Annotated in this window: 15 protein-coding genes and 1 tRNA gene; 5 read left to right on the forward strand and 11 right to left on the reverse strand. The window is 70.5% G+C overall.

All coding sequences use genetic code 11. From position 1 onward, the window contains the following. Positions 1-104 precede the first annotated feature (104 nt). Positions 105-971 carry a LysR family transcriptional regulator gene (locus tag LG391_RS04555; RefSeq protein WP_225766798.1) on the forward strand — a complete coding sequence of 289 codons (867 nt, stop codon included), beginning with the start codon at positions 105-107 and terminating at the stop codon, positions 969-971. On the opposite strand, the gene LG391_RS04560 is transcribed toward LG391_RS04555, so the two are convergent. From LG391_RS04560 to pxpB, 6 genes are all read right to left on the reverse strand, one after another. Then, positions 950-1,585, reverse strand: coding sequence for an HD domain-containing protein (locus LG391_RS04560; RefSeq protein ID WP_225766799.1), 636 nt, complete (start codon positions 1,583-1,585; stop codon positions 950-952). The two genes, LG391_RS04555 and LG391_RS04560, sit on opposite strands and share 22 nt — an antisense overlap. Before the next feature lie 5 nt (positions 1,586-1,590). Continuing rightward, positions 1,591-2,067 (reverse strand): NUDIX domain-containing protein, encoded by a 477-nt coding sequence (locus LG391_RS04565; RefSeq protein ID WP_225766800.1) that lies wholly within the window; start codon positions 2,065-2,067, stop codon positions 1,591-1,593. Between the two features lie 72 nt (positions 2,068-2,139). Next, the gene (locus tag LG391_RS04570) at positions 2,140-3,720 is read right to left on the reverse strand and encodes a peptide ABC transporter substrate-binding protein (RefSeq protein ID WP_225766801.1); all 1,581 of its coding nucleotides are present in this window, start codon (positions 3,718-3,720) and stop codon (positions 2,140-2,142) included. A gap of 210 nt (positions 3,721-3,930) precedes the next feature. Beyond that, positions 3,931-4,791, reverse strand: coding sequence for an alpha/beta fold hydrolase (locus tag LG391_RS04575; protein ID WP_225766802.1), 861 nt, complete (start codon positions 4,789-4,791; stop codon positions 3,931-3,933). A gap of 11 nt (positions 4,792-4,802) precedes the next feature. After that, positions 4,803-5,810 (reverse strand): biotin-dependent carboxyltransferase family protein, encoded by a 1,008-nt coding sequence (locus tag LG391_RS04580; protein WP_225766803.1) that lies wholly within the window; start codon positions 5,808-5,810, stop codon positions 4,803-4,805. Further along, the gene (gene pxpB, locus LG391_RS04585; protein WP_225766804.1) at positions 5,807-6,517 is read right to left on the reverse strand and encodes a 5-oxoprolinase subunit PxpB; all 711 of its coding nucleotides are present in this window, start codon (positions 6,515-6,517) and stop codon (positions 5,807-5,809) included. The genes LG391_RS04580 and pxpB overlap by 4 nt, the downstream gene beginning before the upstream one ends. 341 nt (positions 6,518-6,858) lie before the next feature. Here pxpB and LG391_RS04590 point away from each other — a divergent pair, with 341 nt between their 5' ends. Further along, a complete protein-coding gene (locus LG391_RS04590) occupies positions 6,859-7,443 on the forward strand; it encodes a hypothetical protein (RefSeq protein ID WP_225766805.1) in 585 nt (194 codons plus the stop codon). A gap of 52 nt (positions 7,444-7,495) precedes the next feature. Here the strand turns inward: LG391_RS04590 and LG391_RS04595 are convergent, their stop codons facing one another. After that, on the reverse strand, positions 7,496-8,818 hold the full coding sequence (locus LG391_RS04595) for a dicarboxylate/amino acid:cation symporter (protein ID WP_225766806.1): 1,323 nt from the start codon (positions 8,816-8,818) through the stop codon (positions 7,496-7,498). 303 nt (positions 8,819-9,121) lie between these two features. Here LG391_RS04595 and LG391_RS04600 point away from each other — a divergent pair, with 303 nt between their 5' ends. Continuing rightward, entirely contained in the window at positions 9,122-11,005 is a 1,884-nt protein-coding gene (locus LG391_RS04600; RefSeq protein ID WP_225766807.1) for an ATP-binding protein, read from the forward strand. Positions 11,006-11,027: 22 nt separating this feature from the next. Then, a complete protein-coding gene (locus tag LG391_RS04605; RefSeq protein WP_225766808.1) occupies positions 11,028-12,380 on the forward strand; it encodes a sigma-54 dependent transcriptional regulator in 1,353 nt (450 codons plus the stop codon). Positions 12,381-12,405: 25 nt separating this feature from the next. On the opposite strand, the gene LG391_RS04610 is transcribed toward LG391_RS04605, so the two are convergent. From LG391_RS04610 to LG391_RS04625, 4 genes are all read right to left on the reverse strand, one after another. After that, entirely contained in the window at positions 12,406-12,603 is a 198-nt protein-coding gene (locus tag LG391_RS04610; RefSeq protein WP_225766809.1) for a hypothetical protein, read from the reverse strand. A gap of 220 nt (positions 12,604-12,823) precedes the next feature. Next, positions 12,824-13,381 (reverse strand): hypothetical protein, encoded by a 558-nt coding sequence (locus LG391_RS04615; RefSeq protein WP_225766810.1) that lies wholly within the window; start codon positions 13,379-13,381, stop codon positions 12,824-12,826. 150 nt (positions 13,382-13,531) lie between these two features. Next, positions 13,532-15,448 (reverse strand): 1-deoxy-D-xylulose-5-phosphate synthase, encoded by a 1,917-nt coding sequence (gene dxs / locus LG391_RS04620; RefSeq protein ID WP_225766811.1) that lies wholly within the window; start codon positions 15,446-15,448, stop codon positions 13,532-13,534. Between the two features lie 441 nt (positions 15,449-15,889). Then, the gene (locus LG391_RS04625; protein ID WP_225766812.1) at positions 15,890-16,600 is read right to left on the reverse strand and encodes a hypothetical protein; all 711 of its coding nucleotides are present in this window, start codon (positions 16,598-16,600) and stop codon (positions 15,890-15,892) included. Between the two features lie 141 nt (positions 16,601-16,741). On the opposite strand from LG391_RS04625, the gene LG391_RS04630 reads away from it, so the two are divergent. Continuing rightward, positions 16,742-16,833 (forward strand) — tRNA-Ser (locus LG391_RS04630). Positions 16,834-17,248: the final 415 nt, after the last annotated feature.

Consider the following 17,248-nt stretch of genomic DNA (forward strand, 5'->3'; position numbering starts at 1 on the left):
CAGGCCGCCGCAGGGAGCGCGGCGGTTCACGCACTCAGATTTGGCCGGCGCCCAGCCTGCAGGAAAGCCGAGATTCTGCCGAAGCATTCTGCAATACTGCAGGCATGGATTGGGATCTCGCCCGCTTCGTCCTGGCGCTCGCCCGGCACGGCACCGCCTCCGCCGCCGCGCAGGCGCTCGGGGTCGACCAGACCACCGTGTCGCGCCGCCTCGCCGCCGCCGAGGACGCCCTTGGCACGCCGCTGTTCGAACGGGTCGACCGGCGCTTCCGGCCGACAAGCGTCGGCGCCGCGGTCGCGGCCCAGGCGGAGGTCATGGAGCGCGCCGCGGCGGCCATCGAGCACGCCGCGCGCGACCGTGATGCCGCGGTCTCCGGCCCGATCCGGATCGCGGCGCTTCCCAGCTTCGCCTCCTGGCTGATCCCGCGCCTCGGCGCGCTGTACCGGCACCATGCCGGGCTGCGGCCGACGATCCTGAGCGCAGAGACGAATGCGGATCTGGAGCGCCGCGACGCCGACATCGCCCTGCGCCTGGCCCGGCCGCGCGCCGGCGACCTGGCGGCGCGGCTGGCGGCCCGGGTCGGCCACGCCGTCTATCGCGCGCGGGGCACCGATGCTGCTGGCTGGATCGCCCTCGACGAGGCGCATGAGGAGCTGCCGCAGAGCGTCTGGCTGCGCGACCAGCCCGGCGGCCGCGACCCGCTGCTTCGGGTCAGCGGCGGCATCGAGCTGCTGGCCGCGGTGCAGGCCGGTCTCGGCCGCGCCATGTTGCCCTGCTTCATGGCCGATGAGGAACCGGGGCTGGAGCGCCTGTCGGGCCCCGTCCCGGTCGTCACGCGCGAGCTGTGGCTGCTGCTGCCCGGCCCGGCCAGGGACGTGCCGCGCATCCGCACCGTGGCCGACTGGCTGGCGGCCGCGCTTGCGGAAGACCGCGTCCGGCTGGAGGGCGTTCAGACCGGATCCGGCTCCTGAACCCAGCTGCCCTCCCGGTCGGCGTGACCGTAGAGGCGTTCGACCAGCAGCCGGACCGTCGGGTCGCTGTCCAGCGCCTCCTGCATCCGGCTGAAGGTGCGGGTCCGGGTGACGCCGTGCTCGTGCCAGGACTTGCCGCCGCTCATGACGTTCTGGGCGAAGGCCTGCAGCCGGTCGAGGGCTCGGGCGAAGCGAGCCTCCGGCGTCTCGCCGGCCTCGAACTCGGTCCACCAGCCATGCACCCTGTCGCGCAGGTCGGGCGGCAGCAGGCCGAACAGCTTCACCGCCGCCTCGGCCTCGCGCGCCGCCTGGTCCTGCCGGCCGACATCGTCATAGGCGAAGGTGTCGCCGGCATGGATCTCGACCAGGTCGTGCACCAGGACCAGCGACAGGACCTTGGCGATGTCGACCTCAAAGCCGATCTCGTCCTTCAGCAGCAGGGCGTACAGCGCCATGTGCCAGGTGTGCTCGGCGTCGGTCTCGCGCCGGCTGCCGTCGGTCAGATAGTTCTGCCGGGTGACCTGCTTGAACCGGTCGCAGACCAGCAGGAACTCCTGGATCCGGGCCAGGCGGTCGCCAGGAATCGGGGCGGCGGGCGGGGGCGTTTCGCTCATGGAGGTCACCAGACGGGATCGATGCTGCGTTGACCGAGGATCTCCTGGATCCGGCGGTGGGTCGCGCCGTGGATGTCGCGCGGCAGGTCGTCGGCCGGGAAGAAGCGGGCCTCGGCGATCTCGTAGGACAGCCGGCCGCCGGAAGGGCGCCAGCGGTCGGCCAGGAACACCGCGACATGGTCGCAGCGCAGCTGGTCGAAATGGGCGTAGACCGAGAACAGCCTGGCGCCCGATTCGACCTCGACCGCCGCCTCCTCGCGCGCCTCGCGCACGGCGCAGGCCTCGAAGCTCTCCCATTTCTTGACCCCGCCGCCGGGGAAGAACCAGCCGGGACGGTAGGTATGGTGCACCAGCAGGAAGCGCCCCTCCCCGTCCCGCACCACCATGCGGGCGCCGAGGGTCAGCGGCTTGCGCAGGCGCAGATAGGCGTTGTGGGCGCGGTGCAGCAGGCGCGGCAGGGTGGTGCGACGGGCCGAAGTCATGGCCCGCAGATGACCCGGCGGAGCGGGCCCGTGTCAACCGCGCCGGATGCCGCCCTGCCTCCCCCGCGGCGCTTATCGCTCGACCGACAGCCAGCGCGTCGGGTGCTGGTCGCGCAGGTTGTCCTCCCAGCCCTTCACCGCCGGCGAGACCAGGTGCCGGCTGGTGTAGAAGAACAGCGGGATCACCGGCGTGTCGGCGATCATCAGCTGCTCCGCCTGCTGCAGGATCTGGGCCCGCTTGGCCGCGTCGGTCTCGGCCGAGGCCTGGTCCAGCAGCGCGTCATAGGCCGGGTTGGAATAGTCGGAGGTGCTGAGCTCGCCGATGCCGCTGCGCTGCAGCTCCAGGAAGAAGTTCGCGTCGTTGTACTGCCCGATCCAGCCGGTGCGGGCGAAGTCCTGGAACTCCTTCCGGTGGTGCTGGGTCAGGTAGGTCGACCATTCCAGGTTCTCGAGCGTGGTCTCGACGCCGAGCTTCTGCTTCCACATCGCGGCGATGGCGACGGCGATCTTCTTGTGGTTCTCCGAGGTGTTGTAGGTGATCTTCACCTGCAGCGGCCGGTCCCGGCCGTAACCCGCCTGGGCCAGGAGGGCCTTCGCCTCCTCGTCACGGCGCGCCTGGGTCCAGCCCGCCTCCTCCGGCTGCCAGGCCGGGAAGCCCTCGGTCCCCGGCGGCACGAAGCTGTAGGCCGGAGTCTGGTTGCCCTGCGCCACCTTGCCGATGATGACGTCGCGGTCGACCGCCAGCGACAGGGCGCGGCGCAGCGTCGGGCTGCTCTTCCACGGCTCGTGGTTCAGGTTGATGGCGTAGAAGTAGATGCCGAGATAGGGCGCGATGTGCAGCTCGTCGGGATGGCTCTGCCTCAGCGCCGGCACCTGCTGGCTCGGCACTTCGGTGGTGACGTCGAGCTCGCCTGCCTGGAAGCGCGACAGCTCGCTGTCGACATCCTCGGTCACGACATAGCGCACCGCGTCGATCTTCACATTCGCCGCGTCGTGGAACTGCGGGTTCCGGCGCAGTGTGATGTGCGACTGCGGCACGTCCTCGGCCAGCACATAGGCGCCGTTCGAGACCAGGTTGCCCGGCCGGGCGAAGGCGTCGCCGAACTTTTCGACGTTCGCCCGGTTGACCGGGAAGGTCGAGTTGTTGACCAGCATCGACAGGAAATAGGAGGTCGGGCCGACCAGGCTGACCTCGAAGGTCCGGTCGTCGGCCGCGCGGACGCCGAGATCCTCGGGCGGCTTCTGCCCTAGCCGCACCTCCCTGGCGCCGACGATGCGGTCGAGGAAATAGGCGTAGGGCGCGGCGGTCTTGGGGTCGACCAGCCGGCGCCAGGAATAGACGAAGTCCTGGGCGGTCACCGGGCTGCCGTCCGACCATTTGCCGTCGGCGCGCAGCCTGAAGGTGTAGGTCCTGCCGTCGTCGGAGACGGTCCAGCTTTCGGCCGCGCCGGGCACCAGCTCGCCCTTCGGCCCCGGCGCCAGCAGCCCCTCGAACAGGTCGAGCTCGATCCAGGATTCCGGGATGCCGACGGATTTGTGCACGTCCAGCGTCTCCGGCTGGCCGCCATTGCCGCGGGACAGGATGGTCTCGGCCCCGGCCGCGCCGCTCCACAGCGCGGCGGCGGCCAGACCGATGAGGATGTGATGGCGCATCGAATCGTCCTTCCTTCTGTTGGACGAAGCCGTGCCATCATGTGAAATTCGGATCAACTACGTATATTTTTTGCAAAATTAGCCAACCACCTCCCTTGCTGTCATTGCCGGGCTTGACCCGGCAATCCAGGGGCCACCGAGAACTGTTTTGAAAGCCCCTGGATCCTCGGGTCAAGCCCGAGGATGACAGTGGGAGCGGGGGAAGAACCTTCAGCCCGCCACGAACTCCGTGATCGCGGCCCGCAGCGCCTCCGGCTCGTCCACGCGGATCGAATGGCTGCTGTCCTCGAAGATGCGCAGGGTCGAGCCCGGGATCAGGCGGTGGATCTCCTCGGAGAATTCCGGCGGACAGATCCAGTCGTAGCGGCCGGCCAGGATCAGGGTCGGGGCGGTGATCCGCGCCAGCTCCGGCCGCAGGTCGAGCCGGCGCAGGAAGCCGTCGGGGCCGAAGGCGCGGTTGATCGCCTCGGGCGAATGGATCGCCCGCCCCCGTGTCGCCGCGGCCGCCGCCGGGTCGTACCGGCGGGAATAGAGCGAACCCATCGCCTCGTAATAGGCCTCGAGATCCGCCTCGCTGCGGAAGCCGCCGGCCCACAGGACCTCCCCGGCCGCGACCTGCTCGGCCGAGCCGCGCTCGCGCAGGATCTGCTGCGCCCGCGGGATGAAGCCGGCATGGGCGGCGGTGACGATCAGCACCAGATGCGACACCGCCTCCGGATAGCGCGCCGCATGCGCCATCGCGACCATGCCGCCATAGCTGGTGCCGATGCTGGCGATCGGCCCGAGCCCGAGATGGCGGCGCAGCGCCTCCATGTCCTCGACATTCTCGTCCAGCGTGTAGCGCGCCGGATCGCCGCGGGCGGAGCGGCCCTGGCCGCGATGGTCGAAATAGACCAGCTGCATGTGCTGGGCCACCAGGCTCATGCTCGGCTTGAAGCCGCTGTGGTCGGAGCCCGGGCCGCCATGGACCAGGAAGCCGGTCGGCCGCTGCCGCATCGCGCCGCCGTCCGGCACCAGCCCGGCGCCGTCGATGTCGAACCAGATCTCGGTGTCGCGGATCTTCGCGCGCATGCCGCCGTTCCTCACAACCCTGCGTGGACGGCGACGCCGGCGGCGAGGCGGCGCAGGTCCAGCCGGGCCTGCCGCCGCCGCTCCTCGGCCTCGGCCAGCCCGACCGGCACGAAGCGCAGCACGTCCCCCGGGCGCAGCTGGCCCAGCACCGGCAGGTCGGATTCGATCACCTGGGCGATGCGGGGATAGCCGCCGGTGCTCTGGGCATCGGCCATCAACACGATCGGCTTGCCCTCGGGCGGCACCTGGACCGTGCCGGTGGTCACCGCCTCGGACAGCAGGTCGCGCGGCTGCGACAGGGTCAGCGCCGGTCCGTCCAGCCGGTAGCCCATGCGGTCGGAGCGCGGGCTGACGGTGAAGCGCTCGCCGTGGAAGGCGGCCAGGCTGTCGCGGTCGAAGGCGGTCGCCTGCAGCCCGGGCAGCACCCGGACATGCGGCGACCGCCGCAGCGATGGGTCGAGATCGGCGGCGGCAGACCAGCCGGTGGTGGCGAAGGGCCGGTCGCCGCGCTCCGCCGCCAGCAGCCTGGCTAGGCGCTCGCCCAGCGCGGTCGGCGCGCCGGCCGGCAGCCGGTCGCCCGCCTTGAGCGCCCGCCCCTCAAATCCGCCGAGGCCCGCCCGCAGATAAGTCGAGCGGCTGCCCAGCATCGGCGGCACGTCCAGCCCGCCGGCCACCGCCAGATAGGTGCGGCAGCCGATATTGGTCGGGGTGAAGCGCAGCTCCGCCCCCTTCGGCATCAGCACCGGCCGGCGCGGCGGCACCGCCTCGCCGCCCACCGTCCCGCGCATGCCGCCGCCGGCCAGCGCGATCAGCGCGTCGGCCTCGAAGCGAAGCGCCGCCCCCATCAGCGTCATCTCCAGCGTGGCGGCGTCGGGGGCGTTGCCGACCAGGATGTTGGCCACGGCGTGCGAGCGCCGGTCCATCGCCCCGCCCACCACCACGCCGTGGCGACGATGGCCGAAGCGGCCGAGATCCTGCACCGTCGACAGCAGGCCGGGTTCGAGAACGGCAATGCTCACTTGGCGTCTCCGGCCGGGGCCTCGAACTCCTCCGCCGCGATCGGGCGGAAGCGGATGCGGTCTCCCGCCTGCAGCAGGCAGGGCGGGTCCTGCCCCGGCAGGAACAGCGCCAGCGGCGTGCGGCCGATCAGGTTCCAGCCGCCCGGGGATTCGACCGGGTAGATCCCGGTCTGCGGCCCGCCGATCGCGACCGAGCCGGCCGGGATCTTCAGCCGCGGCGAGGCCCGGCGCGGTGTCGCCAGCCGCTCGGCCAGCCCGCCGAGGAAGGGGAAGCCGGGGCTGAAGCCGATCATGTGCACCCGGTACTCGCCGCCGGAATGCAAGGCGATCACCTCTTCCTCGGTCAGGCCGTGATGCTGCGCCAGCTCGGCCAGGTCCGGACCGAAGGCGCCGCCATAGGCGACCGGGATCTCGACCAGCCGCGGCTCGCCCAGCGCTGCGGGATCGAGGCCGCCGAGCCGCGCCTCCAGCAGGCGCTGCACCGTGGCCGCCGGCGGCTCGTCGCGGTCGCGCGGCACGGCGTCGGGGTCGAAGAACACGGCCAGCGTGGCGAAGCCGGGCGAGGCCTCGACGAAGCCGGGGAACGGATCGCGCTCCAGCGACAGGGCCAAAGCGTGGATCGCGTCGGCGATCGCGGCGTCGATGGTCTCGCCGAAGCGCACCACCATCGCGGTCTCGGTCATCACGGCGATCGACGCAGCGGTCACGGGCCTCTCCTCTCTGCCTGCCGCCAAGCCATAGCGCGGCAACGCCGCGGGCGGAAGTACGGCAGGAGAGGCTCTACTGATCTCCGCCCTGATGCGCTGCCTTCGCCAGCCACCCTCAACTCGAAGCACAGACGCACGAGACGGTTTCAAGACCTGGTTCTCAGAATCAGACAGCTATCGCCGCCTCGCCACGCGGCCCTTACACGGTGGACCGGCCTGCTGCCGGCGCGGCCCCATGCCCCTTGCACATATCTTCATCAGACATCGTCATGCGCCGTCCGGAGACGCGCGGGCAATATTCGCTTCACCCGCCCCGACCTCAGACGAAGGAGACCGAGTCGATGACCGATGCGCAGCGTTCCCCGATCGACGACATCATCGAGACTGTGGACATCGAATCCGACCAGCCGCTCGATCAGGCGAAGGTGCGGGCGGATCTCGCCCGATATGCACGGATCCTGAGCACGGGAACCGAGCTGTCCCTGCCCCCGGAACTCGACGAGGACACCCGCCGGGACCGGGTGCGGGCCATCCTCCTCAAGGCGAGCTACTTCTGCATGCTCGATACCGCCGCCACCGACGCGGGTTCCGCCGACAACCAGCTCCGGATCGTCCTCGGCGGCCTCGACGGGCATGAATACAAGGGCCTGACGCGGAAGCAGGAGCGTGAGATCCGCACCTTCATCGAGGCGGCCCACGCTGACGGCAAGGTCACTTTCGAGGAGACCATCGACTTCCTCGTCCTGGTGAACCGCGCGACCGACGACGCCGCACCCGACCTTCCAGCCTCCACCCTCGCCACGGCGAGGTTCTATCTGGAGGAGCACGGCATCGAGCCGACCGAGGCGCGGGTCCGGGCCCTGGCCGAAGCGGCGGAAACCACCGTGGCCGACACGATCGAGGAGGTCGAGGAGGCCGCCGCCTGAAGCCGCGGCCGGCGGGGCGGACGGCGATGATGCAGCCGCCCGCCCTGCCGCTTCACTCCGCCGGGGCGGGGACCGTGCCTTCGTCCGGCGCCGGCAGCGGGTCGCCGGACAGGGCGGCCTTCAGCCGGGTCTCGTCCAGCGCGCCTTCCCAGCGGGCGACGACGACGGCGGCCACAGCGTTGCCGATGAAGTTGGTCAGTGCCCGGCATTCCGACATGAAACGGTCGATGCCGAGGATCAGCGCCATGCCGGCGACCGGCACGGTCGGCACCACCGACAACGTCGCCGCCAGGGTGATGAAGCCCGAGCCGGTGACGCCGGCCGCGCCCTTGGAGCTGAGCATCGCCACCAGGAGCAGCAGGATCTCGTCGCCGAGCGACAGATGCGTGTCCGTCGCCTGGGCGATGAACAGCGCCGCCATGGTCATGTAGATGTTGGTGCCGTCGAGGTTGAAGGAGTGGCCGGTCGGGATCCCCAGCCCGACCACCGGCTTGGCGCAGCCCGCCCGCTCCATCTTCTCCATCACCGCCGGCAGCGCGGCCTCGGAGGAGCTGGTGCCCAGCACCAGCAGCAGTTCGGCCTTGATGTAGCGGATCAGCGCCAGGATCGAGAAGCCGTTGTAGCGGCACACGGCGCCGAGCACGACCAGCACGAAGATCAGCGCGGTGACATAGAAGGTGCCGACCAGATAAGCCAGGTTGGCGATCGAGCCGATGCCGAACTTGCCGATGGTGAACGCCATGGCGCCGAAGGCGCCGATCGGGGCCACCTTCATCAGGATGGCGACGACCTTGAACACGGCGCCCGACACCGCCTTCAGGAAGTTCAGCACCGGCGCGCCCTTCTCGCCGGTCATGGCGAGGCCGACGCCGAACAGCACCGAGACGAACAGCACCTGCAGGATGTCGCCGCCGACGAAGGCGCTGAACATCGTCGCCGGGATGACGTTCAGCAGGAAGCCCTGGATCGACTGGTCATGCGCCTGGGTGGTGTATTTCTCCACCGCCTTCGGGTCGAGCGTCGCCGGGTCGATGTGCAGGCCCGAGCCGGGCTGCACCAGGTTGGCGATCACCAGCCCGACGATCAGCGCCAGGGTCGAGAACACCAGGAAATAGATCATCGCCTTGGCGCCGACCCGGCCGACCTTCTCCAGGTCGTGCATGCCGGCGATGCCGGTGACCACGGTCAGGAAGATGACCGGCGCGATGATCATCTTCACCAGCTTGATGAAGCCGTCACCGAGCGGCTGCAGCGCCGTCCCGGTCTCGGGGTAGAAATGGCCGAGCAGGACGCCGATCACGACCGCGATCAGGACCTGGACGTAGAGATGGCGGTAGAAGGGGATGGGACGCGGGGCGGCGTCGGCAGTGGCCATGGCACACACTCCTCGGGGCGTGGACCGCGATGACCGCGGCGACGCCGGCATGGGGTTTCCTGCCGCCCCGGGGATGCCCCTTCTTGCGGACGGCGCCGGAGAGGGTGCAATCGCCGTGCCAGCCGAAGCGTGTACCTGCCTGAGTTCCGCCATCTTGTTGATCGGAAAGAATTACGGGTCCGAGGGCGCTCCTCGCCGACCGCCAATCTGTGCGGAATCCCGCACAAGTCTGGCCCGAGCCGGGCGGAGATCCGCACATCCGTCGCCGCAGTCATCCCGACCTCGCGGTGCTAGACTCCCGGCATGACCGCCGTTGAGCGCCACCCGATCGCCGCCCCAGCAGCCCGGCCCGCCGCGCCGCACCGGTGGCGCAGCTGGGCGGTCTTCGCGGCGTTCGGCGCCGCCCTGTTCGCCGCCGTGGTCTGGCTGGCCGGGCCGGTCGGGCGCGACCGGGCGCTGGGCGAGATCGCGCGCTCGGCCGAGGCGGCGCTGGGCCTGCATGTGGCGATGCTGCGCAGCGAGCTGGAGAAACAGCGCTCCCTGCCCTTCGTCCTGGCCCAGGACCCGGATGTCCGCGCCGCGCTGACCGCGTCGAACGACCGGCAGCGGCTGGATGGGATCAACGCCAAGTTCGAGGCGCTGAGCCAGGGCACGCGGGCGGCGGTGATCTATCTGCTGGACCGCGGCGGCACCGCGATCGCGGCCAGCAACTGGCGCGAGCCGATCAGCTTCGTCGGCCAGCATTACGCCTTCCGCGCCTATTACCAGCGTGCGGTCGAGACCGGCTCGGCCGAGTTCTTCGCCATGGGCACGATGAGCCGCAAGCCGGGCTCATACCTGTCGCGCCGGATCGACGGCCCCACCGGCCTGCTGGGCGTGATCGTGGTCAAGGTCGAGTTCGACGAGATGGAGGAGGCCTGGGGCCGTTTCGCCGAGACCGCCTTCGTCACCGACGAGCGCAACGTCGTGCTGCTGACCGACGTGCCGGAATGGCGCTTCCGCAGCTTCGGCCCGCTGCCGGAGGCGGAGCGCGCGGCGGTGCGCGAGAGCCTGCAATACGGCGCCGCCCCGCTCGATCCGCTGCCGATCACGCCGGATGCGGCCTCGCCCCGGCCCGGGGCGGTGACCGCGACGCTGCCGGGCGCGCGCATGCCCGGCCGCTTCCTCGCCCTTTCGGCCCCGGTGCCGACCACCGGCTGGAGCCTGCATCTGCTGGCGCCGACCTCGCCCGCCGTCGGCCGCGCCGTGATGGACACGCGGCTGATCGCCGGGCTGGTGACGCTGCTGGCCCTGGCCGCCGCCGCCGCCCTGCTCTACCGCCGCAACCGCGCCCTGACCAACGCGGCGCGGCAGGCGGCGGCGCGGGCGGAGCTGGAGCGCCGCGTCGCCGAGCGCACCCGGGCGCTGAACGACGCCAACCAGCGCCTGACCGAGGAGATCGAGGAGCGGCGCCGGGCCGAGCAGCGGCGACAACAGCTGCAGGAGGAGCTGACCCAGGCCAACCGCCTGGCCATCCTGGGCCAGGTCGCGGCCAGCGTGGCGCATGAGATCAACCAGCCAGTGGCCGCGATCCGCGCCTATGCGGACAACGCGTCGGTGTTCCTCGACCGCGACAAGCGGGAGGCGGTGCGCGAGAACCTGTCGACCATCGCCGGGCTGACCGAGCGGGTCGGCACCATCACCCAGCACCTCCGCGCCTTCTCGCGCAAGGCGACCAACCGGATCGAGGCCACCTCCTGCGCCGATGCGGTCGAGGGCGCGCTGATCCTGACCCGGCCGCGGATCCGCCGCCAGTCGGTGCGGCTGGTGCAGGACCTGCCGCGGGAAGACGTCCGGGTGGTGGCGGAGCGGGTTCGGCTCGAACAGATCCTGGTCAACCTGCTGCAGAATGCGCTCGATGCCGTCGCCGGCCTGCCCGAGCCCGAGATCCGCATCGCAGTGGACGCCACCGTGGACGCAGGGGGGGTCGAGGAGGTTAGGATCGCGGTTTCCGACACGGGCAAGGGCCTCGACCCCGACACGATGAAGGCGCTGTTCATCCCCTTCGCCACCTCCAAGCCGGCCGGGCTGGGCCTCGGCCTGGTGATCTGCCAGGACATCGCGCGCGAGTTCGGCGGCAGCATCGCCGCCGCCAACCGGGACGGCGGCGGGGCCGTGTTCACCGTGACGCTGAGACGGGCGCAATGAGGGCGCCCGGGAAACGGGCCGCATGAGCGCGGGGCAGGTCGTCTTCGTCGACGACGAGGCCGAGATCCGGCATGCCAATGTGCAGAGCCTGGAGCTGGCCGGCTTCGAGGTCACGGCGCTGGACTCCGCCCGCGCCGCCCTCGCCGCGGTCGACCGCGACTTCCCGGGCGCCGTGGTCACCGACATCCGCATGCCGGAGACCGACGGGCTGGCGCTGTTCGGCCAGCTCCGTGAGCGCGACCCCGACCTGCCCGTGATCCTGATCACCGGCCACGGCGACATCGCCATGGCGGTCGGCGCGATGCGGGACGGCGCCTACGACTTCCTGGCCAAGCCCTACCCGGCCGAGCGGCTGGTCGACAGCGTCCGCCGGGCGGTGGAGAAGCGGCGCCTGGTGATCGAGAACCGGCGGCTGCGCGCGGCGCTGGAAGCGGCCGACGACCTCGCCTTCCTGGGCGACACGCCCGAGATGGAGCGGCTGCGCGATACCGTGCGCAACGTGGCGGACGCCGATGTCGACGTGCTGGTGCTGGGCGAGACCGGGTCGGGCAAGGAGGTGGTGGCAGAGGCGCTGCACCGCTGGAGCCGCCGCCGGTCGAAGCCGCTGGTGGCGCTGAACTGCGGCGCGCTGCCGGAGAGCGTGATCGAGAGCGAGCTGTTCGGCCACGAGGCCGGCGCCTTCACCGGGGCGCAGAAGCGCCGCATCGGCCGGATCGAGCACGCCGATGGCGGCACCTTGTTCCTCGACGAGGTCGAGAGTATGCCGGCGGCGCTGCAGGTGAAGCTGCTGCGGGTGCTGGAGGAGCGGGCGGTGGAGCCGCTGGGCACCAATGAGCGCCGGCCGCTGGACCTGCGCGTGGTTGCCGCCACCAAGACCGACCTCGCCGCCGCGTCGCAGGAGGGGACGTTCCGGGCCGATCTCTACTACCGGCTCAACGTGGTGACGCTGCGCATCCCGCCTCTGCGCGAGCGCCGGGCCGACATCCCGCTGCTGTTCGCGCATTTCCTGGCCCGCGCCGCCGAACGCTTCCGCCGCGACCCGCCGCCGCTGGGCGACGCGGTGCGGCGGCACCTGCTGGACCATGACTGGCCGGGCAACGTCCGCGAGCTGGCGCATTTCGCCGACCGGGTGGCGCTCGGCCTCGGCGGCATCGACGCACCGCCGCCGCCCGAGGCGCCGGCCAGCCTGCCGGAGCGGGTCGAGCGCTACGAGGCCGCCCGGCTGCGCGAGGCGCGGGCGGCGCACAGGGGCGATGCCCGCGCCCCCACCGAGGCCCTCGGCCTGCCGCGCAAGACCTTCTACGACAAGCTGACCCGCCACGGCATCGACCCGAACGACTACCGGGCGGAGCCGATCGGGAAACGAGCGGGGTGAGCGGGATGCGGCGGTCCGGGGTCGGTCAGCCGGGGCTGCACTGCTCGGCTTCAGCGATGATCCCGTCTATCTCCGCCAAAGCCTCGTCCAGCGTCACCGCCCCCTCGCAATTGGTCTCTTTCTCGACTTGCCGGAGCATCTCCATGAAGGCGCGGCGGCGCTCCTCAGCAGATTTGTAGGCAAAGCCTTCGAGCTTCGACGTCAGATCCGGATCGGTCGTCATGATCAGTCCATATCAAGACAGAGACAGAATGAGGCTGGGCAATACCGAAGGCAACAAGCGTTGCCTCTCCCGCTTGCGGGAGAGGTCGGAGACGCGAAGCGGCTCCGGGTGAGGGGATTTTGTCGAGGCCGGTGCCGGCCCTCACCCGCCAGCGCTGCGCGCTATCGACCTCTCCCGCCCCGCGGGAGAGGCAACGCAAAAGTACGAGCCGGCCCTTCGTCTAAGGCAGCCTGACGAAATCCGCGTCGATCGTGGTCTCGATCTTGCCGTTCACCGCCCGCGTGTAGTGCAGCGACAGCTTGCCGGGCGCGATCAGGGTGCGGCGGTAGGTCTGCAGCTCCGTCTTGCCCCCGGCCTTCGCCGTCAGCTCGACGGTCAGCACCGATCCTTCCAGCCGCGCCTTGGCCTGGGCGCCGCTGTCCAGCCTGGCCGACCAGACATTCGGGGTCTTGCCGGGTGCGAAAACCGCTGTGTTCTCGCGCATCTTGAGCTGGTCGTCATTGGTCTCGCCGTCGCGCGGCCCCTCGGCGCTGCGCCAGCGCAGGAACAGCCCGCCATCGGCCGAGGCGTCGATCACCAGCGCCGCGGCCCGGCGGGTGTCGCCCTCGCCCTGGCTGGCGCCGACCCAGGAGCCGCGGAACGCCGCGATCCCGGTGGCCTCGGCCGCCGGTGCCGCAGCGACCGGAGCGGCTGGCGGCCTGGTCTCCCCCGATGCCGGAACGCAGGCGCCCAGCGCCGTGATCGCAGCCACCCCCAGGATGGCGTGCCGCAGCCTCATTCTGTCCCCCTTCCCGTCCCCTCGGGATCGATTCGGCCGCCATCATCGCCGATGCGGCGCCTCTGCCGCACGGGAAATCGGCCCGCCGCAAAGCAAAACGGCCGCCCCGACGGGTCGGGACGGCCGCTTGTCGCGCGTCGGAGGAGAACGTCAGGCCCGGATGACGCCCGTGGCCGGAGCGTCAAGGCCGAGCGCCGCCGCGGCGGTGGCGACGATGTCCTGCGCCGACAGCGCCGCCTCGGCATATTGCAGCTCCGGCTTGTCGTGGTCCTGGAACCGGTCCGGCAGCGTCATCGGCCGAACCTTCAGCCCGTTGTCCAGCAGGCCGGCGCGGGCCAGGTGATGCAGCACGATGCTGCCGAAGCCGCCTTCGGCCCCCTCCTCCACCGTGATCAGCACGGCGTGGTGGCGGGCCAGCTGACCGACCAGCTCGGTGTCGAGCGGCTTGGCGAAGCGGGCGTCGGCGACGGTGGTCGACAGGCCCATCCCGCCCAGGGCATCGGCCGCCGCCAGGCATTCCTGCAGCCGGGTGCCGTAGCTGAGCAGCGCGATGGTCGTGCCTTCGCGCAGCACGCGGCCCTTGCCGAGCGCCAGCGGCCGGCCGCGGGCCGGCAGCTCGACGCCGACGCCGTCGCCGCGGGGGTAGCGGAAGGCAGAGGGCCGGTCGTCCAGCGCGGCAGCGGTGGCCACCATATGCACCAGCTCGGCCTCGTCGGCCGCGGCCATCAGCACCATGCCGGGCAGGCAGCCGAGATAGGAGATATCGAAGGCGCCGGCATGGGTGGCGCCGTCGGCGCCGACCAGCCCGGCCCGGTCGATGGCGAAGCGCACCGGCAGGTGCTGGATCGCCACGTCGTGCACCACCTGGTCGTAGGCGCGCTGCAGGAAGGTCGAATAGATCGCGCAGAACGGCCTGAAGCCTTCGGTCGCCATGCCCGCCGCGAAGGTCACCGCATGCTGCTCGGCGATGCCGACGTCGAAGCTGCGGTTCGGGAAGCGCTGGGCGAACTTGTCAAGGCCGGTGCCCGAGGGCATGGCGGCGGTGACGGCGACGATGCGCTCATCCTCCTCCGCCTCCTGGATCAGGGCCTGGGCGAAGACGCCGGTGTAGCTCGGCGCGTTGCTCTTCGGCTTGGACTGGGCGCCGGTGATGACGTCGAAGCGGGTGACGCCGTGATACTTGTCCGGCGCCGCCTCGGCCGGGCCGTAGCCCTTGCCCTTCTGGGTGACGACATGGACCAGCACCGGGCCGTCATCGGCGTCGCGGACATTCTCGAGCACCGGCAGCAGGTGGTCGAGATTGTGCCCGTCGATCGGGCCGACATAGTAGAAGCCCAGCTCCTCGAACATGGTGCCGCCGGTGACGAAGCCGCGGGCGTATTCCTCGGCCCGCTTGGCGGCGCGCGCCACCGGCTTCGGGAACACCGCGGTGACGTCGCGCATCAGGTGCCGCAGCGAGCGGTAGGAGCGCGAGGAGATCAGCCGCGACAGATAGGCGCTCATGGCGCCGACCGGCGGGGCGATCGACATGTCGTTGTCGTTGAGGATGACGACCAGGCGGCTCTTCAGTGCGCCGGCGTTGTTCATCGCCTCATAGGCCATGCCGGCGCTCATCGCGCCGTCGCCGATCACGGCGACGACTCGGAAGTCCTCGCCCTTCAGGTCCCGCGCCACGGCCATGCCGAGGCCGGCCGAGATCGAGGTCGAGCTGTGCGCCGCGCCGAACGGGTCGTACTCGCTCTCCGACCGCTTGGTGAAGCCGGACAGGCCGCCGCCCTGGCGCAGGGTGCGGATGCGATCGCGCCGCCCGGTCAGGATCTTGTGCGGATAGGCCTGGTGGCCGACATCCCAGATCAGCTTGTCCCGCGGCGTGTCGAACACCCGGTGCAGGGCGACGGTGAGCTCGACCACGCCGAGCCCGGCGCCGAGATGGCCGCCCGTGGTCGAGACCGCGTCGATGGTCTCGGCCCTCAGCTCGTCGGCGACCTGCTTCACGTCGGAAGCCGGCAGGAGTCGGAGGTCTTCGGGGGTATGGATGGTGTCGAGCAGCGGCGTGACTGGCTTCATTCAGCTTCGCTTTCGGCAGGCTTGATCCAGCGGTTCGGGCGGCATCGGCGTCGGTCTCTCTTGCACCGTGACGGCAGACATTCGGCCGAAGCACCCAACAATTTTCCTGCCCGGTAGTCTTTCCAGCACTATAGGGGAGCGATGGCGCGATCAAGAAAATCCGGTGACGGGCCCATGACCGGATGCCGATTTGCCACAGGCTGAGGCGGCTGCGCCACGTGTGGCGGCGGATGCTGTTTTCCACTGTTGTCCCGCCGATCTCTCTGCTCAAGCCCAGGAAGACGCCGGCGCAGCTCGCGAGCCCGTGGAACCGGATAAAGTCCGATTCCGTCCTCGACATGATCCCTCAAAAACGCAAGCGCCTCCTCCCCTCCCGCCGCGCGGGAAAGGCAAGAGCCATACGAACCTGTCAGCAGAAGCATCTTGTGGCGGCGCCAGCGCTCAACTGCTGTCCGGCTTCGGAGGACTGGATGGCAGACGGCCGGCGTCGAGCGTGTCCGGCTGTTCGGGCCGGTCGTCCCCGGCGTCGGAAGCCATGGCGACGGCAGCCGTGCCGTCACCGGACGAGCCGGCGTTGTCGTTGGCCCCGAGGACGTCGTCCCAGCCCTGCGGCAGCCGGCTCGGGTCCAGCCGGCGGCCGAGCCAGCGGCAGACCTCCCGCACGAACTCGCCGGCCGGCAGGGTGTCGAGCTGCACGTCCAACACCTCGTCCTCGGTCAGCCGCTCCCACACCTCGGACCGCAGGCGCTCGGTCTCCTCGGGATCGACGGCCGCAGCAAGATCCGCGGCCTCGGCCGCCCCGACCGCCTCGACCACCGCCTGCACGGCCTGCTCGCGCCGCCGGCGGCGGCGCTCCAGCGCCCCGGACGCCTCGCCTTCGGCCCGGCGGTGCAGGTAGTCGCCCCGGATCCGCTCGGCCATGGCGATCGACAGCCGGATCGAGCGCGACAGGCGCGACTGCATCAGCGGGAAATCGGACGGCGTCTCCGACCCCGCCGGGGTCGCCTGCTGCTGCCGCTCGGTCAGCCGCTTGCAGCGGGCGTCGATCTCGACCACCTCGCGCAGCTTCTCCAGCGCCCATCCCGTCCACTTCAGATCGGGATCGGACGGCCGGGCCTCGCCGGAATCAGCATCGGTCTGCGCCATGGTCATGGAACATATCATGAACATACTTGCAAATTAAAGCAACTGGTATCGTGTTCGGCGCCCGAATCCGTCCAGGCCGCGGGCCGTGATTGACAAGCCCCGCCCGCCCCCTTAAGAACCCCGGACCGAGCGGCACCGCCGCTGGACGGAGGGGTGGCCGAGTGGCTGAAGGCAGCGGTTTGCTAAACCGTCCACGGGGGAAACCCCGTGCCCGGGTTCGAATCCCGGTCCCTCCGCCATCCTATGCCTGCGGCTTCGGATGGCAGGCCATCTGATCCGGCAGCCAACGCCGGCAGGCTCGCTCGGCCTTGGAACAGCGGTTTTGTAAGCCGGAGGTTGCGGTTTTCCCATATCCGGCTTGTTCTGTGTCATCGACCCGCATTCGTGGGCTGCTGAAATCCAGAGCGTCCACCTTCGAGTACCAGTATCGGCCCAGCTCCGATTCTCGGGACGGCCTTCCGCAGGAACAAGCCCCCCACTGTATTGTGAAGCGACCGATCGGCGCCGAACTGGCGCTTCGTGTCGCCCTGTGTCACAAATCGAGCGAATTTGAGGGAGGGGAATTCCGTTCATGCATTTGCTCGGCTTGAAGACTATTTTCCGCATAAGCGCGGCTGTCGGTCGTCCGTCGTAAGAGCGAGACCCCGGAGCCGC

Source organism: Inquilinus sp. Marseille-Q2685, assembly GCF_916619195.1.
Taxonomy (GTDB): Bacteria; Pseudomonadota; Alphaproteobacteria; order DSM-16000; family Inquilinaceae; genus Inquilinus.

What these genes read in the sequence shown, in the direction of transcription:
- LG391_RS04555 (WP_225766798.1), top strand. Translation starts at nt 105, where the DNA reads ATGGATTGGGATCTCGCCCGCTTCGTCCTGGCGCTCGCCCGGCACGGC.
- LG391_RS04560 (WP_225766799.1), bottom strand. Translation starts at nt 1,585, where the DNA reads ATGAGCGAAACGCCCCCGCCCGCCGCCCCGATTCCTGGCGACCGCCTG.
- LG391_RS04565 (WP_225766800.1), bottom strand. Translation starts at nt 2,067, where the DNA reads ATGACTTCGGCCCGTCGCACCACCCTGCCGCGCCTGCTGCACCGCGCC.
- LG391_RS04570 (WP_225766801.1), bottom strand. Translation starts at nt 3,720, where the DNA reads ATGCGCCATCACATCCTCATCGGTCTGGCCGCCGCCGCGCTGTGGAGC.
- LG391_RS04575 (WP_225766802.1), bottom strand. Translation starts at nt 4,791, where the DNA reads ATGCGCGCGAAGATCCGCGACACCGAGATCTGGTTCGACATCGACGGC.
- LG391_RS04590 (WP_225766805.1), top strand. Translation starts at nt 6,859, where the DNA reads ATGACCGATGCGCAGCGTTCCCCGATCGACGACATCATCGAGACTGTG.
- LG391_RS04595 (WP_225766806.1), bottom strand. Translation starts at nt 8,818, where the DNA reads ATGGCCACTGCCGACGCCGCCCCGCGTCCCATCCCCTTCTACCGCCAT.
- LG391_RS04600 (WP_225766807.1), top strand. Translation starts at nt 9,122, where the DNA reads ATGACCGCCGTTGAGCGCCACCCGATCGCCGCCCCAGCAGCCCGGCCC.
- LG391_RS04605 (WP_225766808.1), top strand. Translation starts at nt 11,028, where the DNA reads ATGAGCGCGGGGCAGGTCGTCTTCGTCGACGACGAGGCCGAGATCCGG.
- LG391_RS04610 (WP_225766809.1), bottom strand. Translation starts at nt 12,603, where the DNA reads ATGACGACCGATCCGGATCTGACGTCGAAGCTCGAAGGCTTTGCCTAC.
- LG391_RS04615 (WP_225766810.1), bottom strand. Translation starts at nt 13,381, where the DNA reads ATGAGGCTGCGGCACGCCATCCTGGGGGTGGCTGCGATCACGGCGCTG.
- dxs (WP_225766811.1), bottom strand. Translation starts at nt 15,448, where the DNA reads ATGAAGCCAGTCACGCCGCTGCTCGACACCATCCATACCCCCGAAGAC.
- LG391_RS04625 (WP_225766812.1), bottom strand. Translation starts at nt 16,600, where the DNA reads ATGACCATGGCGCAGACCGATGCTGATTCCGGCGAGGCCCGGCCGTCC.